This window comes from Fulvimonas soli (assembly GCF_003148905.1).
Lineage (GTDB): Bacteria > Pseudomonadota > Gammaproteobacteria > Xanthomonadales > Rhodanobacteraceae > Fulvimonas > Fulvimonas soli.
In genome coordinates this window covers 450038-457110 of the sequence record NZ_QGHC01000001.1, presented here as the reverse complement: position 1 = coordinate 457110, position 7073 = coordinate 450038, and the positions used below count along the sequence as shown (strand labels likewise).

At 72.2% G+C, this 7073-nt stretch carries 3 protein-coding genes; 1 reads left to right on the top strand and 2 read right to left on the bottom strand.

Translation table 11 applies throughout. The features are described 5' to 3' along the window. A partial coding sequence (locus C7456_RS02090) for an RHS repeat domain-containing protein (protein WP_170120150.1) occupies positions 1-3336 on the bottom strand: 3336 nt, incomplete at its 3' end. 307 nt (positions 3337-3643) lie between these two features. On the opposite strand from C7456_RS02090, the gene C7456_RS02085 reads away from it, so the two are divergent. After that, positions 3644-4450, top strand: coding sequence for a DODA-type extradiol aromatic ring-opening family dioxygenase (locus tag C7456_RS02085; protein ID WP_245889740.1), 807 nt, complete (start codon positions 3644-3646; stop codon positions 4448-4450). Between the two features lie 12 nt (positions 4451-4462). On the opposite strand, the gene C7456_RS02080 is transcribed toward C7456_RS02085, so the two are convergent. Then, positions 4463-6796: a putative bifunctional diguanylate cyclase/phosphodiesterase gene (locus C7456_RS02080; protein ID WP_109722094.1), complete on the bottom strand. Its 2334-nt coding sequence runs from the start codon at positions 6794-6796 to the stop codon at positions 4463-4465. Positions 6797-7073: the final 277 nt, after the last annotated feature.

Below are 7073 nucleotides of genomic sequence, written 5' to 3'. Positions count from 1 at the left end.
GCCCAGCGTGTAACCCTGCACCGCGCCGTCGGGGAAATAGCTGATGTTCGTGGCGTAGTTGCCGATCCGCGTCGCCCGCCCCAGCGCATCCGGGGCGTAATCGACATACTGGTCCGGATAGTGCACCTGGGACAGGTGACCGTAGGCGTCGTGGGCATAACCGATGCCCCAGGCATTCTGCCCCGCGAGCTGCAGCGCCTCCCCGGTCAGCTGGCCCAGCTTGTTGTACGTGCCCGTCCAGGTCGTCACCCCCGACACCGCGCTCTTGAGGTGGCCCAGCGCATCGTAGGTGTAGGTCGTGCTCTGCGTCCCGCTCGGCGGCAGCAGCGTCAGCACCCGGTTCATCGCATCGTACGTGCGCGTGGTCTTCGCCCCCGCCGCCACCTGCTCCTGACCGCACCCCGTCCCGGTGAGGCTCAGCCCCTCGGCCGTCCACGCCACGTTGTTCGCCCCGTCGTAGGCCGTCACCGTGCTCCCGCTCTCCGGCTCCGTCGTCCGGCACAGCCGGTGGTAGCTGTCGTACACCAACGTCTTGGTCACGTCCCCGCTGTAGCCGTTATTGCTCCCGTACTGGCGGATCGCCGTCGGGTGGCCGTAGAGGTCCCGGGTGATCGCCTGCGTGATCCCCTCCGGCGCCTGCACCTGGATCACCCGGTCGTAGGCCGGGGCGTCGAACACCTGGTAGCTGGTCGTGGTGACGTTCCCCTTCGGGTCGGTCACCTGCTGGCGCGCCCCCGACAGGTAGGCCGTGGTCGTGGTCAGCGTGCCCAGCTCCGAATCCTGCTGGATCGCCGTCAGCCGGCCCAGGGCGTCGTAGGTGCGGCGGGCGCCGGCCGTGATCCCGCCCAGGTCCGGACTGCCGGCCACCGGGTAGGACGCGAAGGTCGTCTGGCCCCGCCAGTCGTAGTCGGTGCGTGTGCTGGTGTGCGAGCTGCCGTCGGCCGCGCTGTAGGTGTCGGTCAATACCGGCCGCAGCGTGGCGTCGAACCAGGTCACCTGGCGGTAATCGCCCTGGCTGACCGTGCGCCGCCAGTGGTTCGCCGCGATCCCGCGCTCGGCACTGGGCACGTAGGCGTAGGCGAAGGTCCTGGGGTACCAGGCCTGTTCGTCGCCCGTGGGGTAGGTGATCGTCGTTAGCCGGCCCATGGCATCGTAGTCATAGCTCGTGGTGCTGCCGGCTGGGTCGGTGATCGAGCGGATCTGCCCGAAGTCGTCCACGACCAGGTGCTGGCTCGTGCCGTCCGGGTAGCCGATCGCCTGCGGGATGCCGCGCTGGTAGCTGCCCAGGGTCGTCGTATGGTTGTTGCCGTCCGTGAAGCTGGCCAGGTTGCCCTGCGCGTCGAAGCTGTAGCTCATCAGCTTCTGGCCGAAGCGCCAGCGCTCCTTCAGCGTGTCCTTGGCGCTGTCGTAGACGTTCTGGCTTTCCACCTCCCCCGTCGCCACGTTGGTCACCGTGGTCGGCAGGCCCAGCACCCACAGGGCCGGATCGTTGAGGTAGCCGGTCTGCTCCTCCAGCACCCCCTGCCCGGCAATCGCGCTGAAGCGCCGGGCCTGGGTCACCTGCGCGTAGGCGTTGAACGCCTCCGCCTGCCACGTGTACGTGTCGCCGTCCTGCACGATCTGGCGCTGGCTCAGCGGCGACAGGGTCTCGGTCTGCGCCGGGTTGACGTACGTCTGCAGGTTGTCGCCCAGCGCGGCCGGCCAGGGACCGCCGGTGGGATCGGCGTAGCCGTTGACCTCCGAGCGCACCCGTGTCCCGCCCACCGCCCCGCGGTAGGTGTCCGTGCGCAGCAGCAGGCTCTCGCTGGCGTCGAAGCGGTTGCTGAAGGTGTAGCGCGTGCCGTTGCCGGACGGGTCGGTCTCGTCCGTCCACACCGTCGTCGGACAGCTGCCCGCGCCGGCGCAGGCATCCGCCGTCCAGCTCTCGTTCGACGGCGAATAGGCGTACGTCCACGTCCGCGTCGGCAACCCCGCCCCGCTGTACACCCGCTGCGTGATCGCCATCGCGTACCAGGCGTTGGGCGTGGTGGCGAAGGTGTTCGGGTCCGTGGGGCCCGTGCCCCCGCCGACCTGCGCGGTCCAGCAGTCGCGGGCGACGTAGGAACGGCCACGCTTGACCGGCGTCACCGTGAACGTGCCCGTCAGGCCCGACGGATGCGTGATGCTGCCGCTGTAGCTGGTTCCCAGATTGTTGGGTACGGCCGGGGCGTTGCATACCGAGGCGGCCTCCGAGGTATCCACCCAGGCGCCGTTGGTCAGCGCCGCCAGGTCGAAATGCCAGGCCGAACCGTCCGGCAGGGTGACCGACTGCAGTTCCGTCGTGCCCGCGATGTCGCCCGTGCCGGCGCCATAGCCGTAGGTCCAGGTCCGCGGCGCACTGCCGGCCGGCTGCAGGGTGACCGAGCGGATCAGCGGCGTGCCGTCGCCGTACTGCACGCTCAACGCACGCCCGTCGCTGGCGGTGATCCCGGTCAGGCGGTTGCTGCCGTCGTAGCTGTAGGTGAGGGTGTTGCCGAAGCGGTCCTCGATGCGGGTGACCAGCATCGCGGCCTCGCGCCGCACGAGGTAGTCCGTCGCCGAGACCATCGGCTGGACGCCGCCATTGGGCGACACGCTGGCCGTCGCCCTCATCGCGCCCAGCGGCACCGCGCCCTTGCCGCGCTCCATGTTCGGCGCATAGCGGTAGGCCAGATGGTTGAACCAGTACTTGGTGCCGTCCGGCGCCACCGCCAGGAAGGCCTCGATCGTGCTGTCGTTCTCCGCCTGCGCCAGGCAGCTGATCTGCCATTGCTGCCTGGTGACGATCGGAAAGCTCATCCCCCCCATCGTCGGCGCCAGCGTATTGGCCGAGCCGCGCTTGAGCAGGTCCTGGCTGCCCTGCCCCGGCATCACCAGCTGGTAGCCGTGCCACCACTGCGAGGGCGCCCATAGCGTTACGGTGGTGTTGCCCGCCGGCGGATTGACGCTCGGTGGGGGATTGAACTGGCTGCAGATGGCGCGCGGATGGGCGCTGGCCACCTGCCAGCCGGTGACGTTCTGCTGGTTCGCCGTGATCGTGGTGATCCGCGGCAGGTCCAGGTCCCAGTTGCCGAAGGCGTTGTCCTTGAGACCGGTACGGTCCTGCTGCGACGGCAGGCTGAAGGTCCGGCTCAGCGACAGCACCGGGCCGATGCCGGCCGCGCTGACGTCGGTCTGCTCGAACGACAGCCCGCCGCTGGACAGGCCGATGCTCTCGCCGAAGGGGTTCTCGCCCAGCGGCTGGATCTCCTCGCTGACGCGGATGTTCTTCTTGTATTCCTCTTCCGGCGTCACCGGCGTCGCCGTCTGGGCATGCAACGCGCCGCCTATCGCCCACCCTCCCCATGCCGCAAGCGCAACGACGCGCGCCAAGCGTCCCTTTGGCATCCAACGCATGCGTGTTGTCCCCTGTCGAGACCTGCGTGATGCAGGTACGGCGAGTTTCTAGCCAAGCGTCGGTGGCGGCGTCAATCGCAATATTTTTCGATCGCCGCGTACCTCCGCACTGCACCGAGTGCCGGGCACATCCTTGGACGCATCACACCTTCTATCTATCCATCCCCAGCAACGCTGTGTCCCGTACAGGATGATTGGCCGGCGCCGTGCGCGCCCCCATCATGCCGGCATGGCTCATCCCGCTCCCAACACCATGGCCCCCGCCCTGTTCGTCTCGCACGGCGCACCCACCTTCGCGCTGGAGCCGGGCGAGCTCGGGCCGCGGCTGGCCGCGCTGGGCCGCACGCTCGCGGGCATCCGCGCCGTGCTGGTGGTGTCACCGCACTGGATGACTCGCGGCGTGCGCGTGATGGCCGCGCCGCGGCCGGCGACCGTGCACGACTTCGGCGGCTTTCCCGAGCCGCTGTACCGGCTCGACTATGCGGCGCCCGGCACGCCGGAACTGGCGCGGGAGGCCTTGCAGCTGCTGCTCGCGGCCGGCTTCGAGGCTGCCCTCGACGAGCGCCGCGGGCGCGACCACGGCGCCTGGGTACCGCTGTTGCATCTGCTGCCGAAGGCGCGAGTGCCGGTGTTCCAGGTCTCGCTGCCGGCCGGGCTCGACACGGCCGGCGCGTTGCGCCTCGGGCAGGCGCTGGCGCCGCTGCGCGCCCGCGGCGTGCTGGTGCTCGGCTCGGGCAGCCTCACCCACAATCTCTACGAGGTCGGCGCGCGCGCCGCGGACGCTCCCTACGCGCTGGCCTTCGCCCGCTGGGTGCGCGAGGCGGTGCTGGCGCGCGACGCCGCGCGGCTGCTCGACTACCGCCGGCTGGCGCCGTTCGCCGAGCGCGCGCATCCCACCGAGGAGCACTTCCTGCCGCTGCTGGTCGCGCTGGGCGCCACCGCGGCGAGCGAGGCCGCGCGGGTGATCGAGGGAGGCATCACCTACGGCGTGCTGTCGATGGAGTCATACGCCTGGGGCGCGCCGCCGGTGGACTGACCCGCGCCGCGCTCACCCGCCGGCGGCGGCCGCGTGCTGGACGGCGAACGCCTCGAACGCCGCCGTTTCCAGCGCGCCGGCGATGAAGTAGCCCTGCGCGTGGTCGCAGCCGATCGAGGCCAGGTAGTCCAGCGCGCCCTGGCTCTCCACGCCCTCGGCGGTGACGCGGTAGCCGAGCTTGTGGCTCAGCTCGACCAGCGAACGCACGATGGTCTGGTCGCCGGGGTCGGTGGCCAGCTGCTTGACGAACATGCGGTCGATCTTCAGCTCGCTCACCGGCAGCCGGCGCAGGTAGGCGAAGGCCGACTGGCCGACGCCGAAGTCGTCGATGGCCACGCCCACGCCCTGGTCGGCGAGCCGGCGCAGCACGCCGATCGCGGCGTCCGGCTCGCCGATCACCGCACGCTCGGTGACCTCCACCGTGAGCCGCTCGGCCGGCACCGCATGGATCGCCAACAGCGCGGCGATGCGGCCCGGCAGGTCGGCGTCCTCCAGGTCGCGGCTGGACAGGTTCACCGCCACCTGCAGCGGCAGCCCGTGGTCGGTCCAGCGCCGCGCCTGCGCGATCGCGGTGGCCAGCGCCCAGCGGGTCAGCCGCTGGATGTTGCCGGTGTCCTCGGCCATGCCGATGAAGGCGTCCGGCGGCACCATGCCGCCGCGCGGGTGCGGCCAGCGCACCAGCGCCTCGGCGCCGTCGACGCGCCGCGTCGCCAGTGCCAGCTTGGGCTGGTAGTGCAGCACCAGGCCGTTGCCGTCCAGCGCCTCGCGCAGCTCGCTCATCAGCGACAGCCGCTCGGGCCGGTGCGGATCGGTATCGGCCTCGTAGAAGCCCAGCGCGCTGGCCGAGCCGCTGGCCTCGTACTGGGCCACCTCGGCGTGGCGCAGCAGCACGCCGGCCTGGTTGCCGTCGGGCGGCGCCATCGCGATGCCCACCGAGGGCAGCCGGTCGATGCTGACGTCGGGCTCCTGGTAGGGCTCGCCGAGCGTGTCGAGCACGCGCATCGCCACCGCCACCGCCTCGGCGCGCGCGATCCCCGCCAGCCACAGCACGAACTGGGTGTCGGTCACGCGCGCCACGTAGGCGCCCGCGGCGACGCGCCGGATGCGCCCGGCGGCGTCGCACATCAGGCGGTCGAACAGCGCGTGGCCCATGGTCTTGATGATGTCCGGCAGGCGTGCCAGCCCGACCAGCAGCAGCGCGCCGACGCCCTCGGCCTCCAGCGAACGGTTCACCACCGCCTCCGCCGCGACGCGGTTGGGCAGGTCGGTGACGCCGTCGTGCAGCGCCTGGTAGCGGATGCGCTCCTCGCGCTGGCGCACCGCCGCGGTCATGGTGCCGAAGGCGCTGGCGAGCTGGCCGATCTCGTCGCGGCGCGCCAGCGACGGCGGCGCGCGGTAGTCGCCCGCCTCGATGCGCCGCACCGCGGCGGCCAGCGATTCGATCGGCCGCGACACGCTGCGCGCGGTCAGCCAGGCGCCCAGGAGGCCCAGCCCGAGGCCGGCCGCGAGCAGCGCCGCCCAGCTCAGCGCCATCCGGTGGAAGATGCCGAGCGCGTCGTCGGGCGGGTAGCCCAGTACCGCCGCCACCGTGGGGCTGCCGGCGCGGTCGAGCGGCACGGCCAGCGCCAGGTAGTCGCGCCCGCCGACCCGCACCGGCGTGGGCGTGGCCGGCAGCGGCCGGTCCACGCCGAGCGCCTCCACCAGGCCGGGACGCCCGCCGCCGCCGGCCGCCACCGTCCAGCGGCCCGATCCCGTGCGCACCGCCAGCTCCAGGTCGCGCGGCAGCGAGGACAGCCGCTGCAGGTGCGCCAGCAGGGCGTCGTCCAGCGGCACGCTCACCATCACCACGCCGATCGGCTGCGGCGCGTAGATCGGCACCGCCACCACCCAGACCGCCTTGCCGTCCGGCGTCGCCACGGCGGCGGCGCGGCGCGCCTCGGACCGCCCGACCAGCTCGGCGAACGTGAAGCCCTGCGGCGGCGCCTCGCCCGCGCCGGTGTCCGCCTCGACGTCGCCCGCGCGGCCGAGCAGCAGCATGCGCGAGGCGCCCAGCCGCCGCTGGTGGCTGCGCAGCAGCGACAGCGCGGCGCCGCGGTCGCGCTCGGCGATGGCCGAGCGCAGCGCGTAGTCCATCGCCAGCGCCTCGGCGCTGGCCGCCACGCGCGCGGAGAGGTCCTCCATCTGCGCCGCGAAGGCCTGCGCGTTCGCGGTCAGCTCGCGCTCGCCCTCGGCCATCAGGGTATGCCGGGTGGCGCCGTAGACCAGCAGCGCGGTCAGCAGCTGCACCGCCACCAGGGTGGCGACGAAGAACAGCGCCAGACGCAGGCGGAAACCGATCGCGGGCATGGGCGGACTCAGGGGGTGCCCCGTGCTGCACGCGCAGACGCGAACGCCCGGTCGTCCGCTACCATGGAAAGGCGCGCCGGAACAGGCCTGCGCATGCTGTCATCCTTCTGGATCCCCCGGCTAGCCTACCCCAGTTTGCCGCGCCGCATGGCGGCCGGATCGGCGAATTGCGCGCCCGCGCACGGTCGCGCCGCCGCCGGGCGGACGCGCGAGGCCGCGCGGGCTCGACCAAGGTTGAAATGCCCCGTCCCGGCCGCCTTGCTAGGCTCGCGGCGTC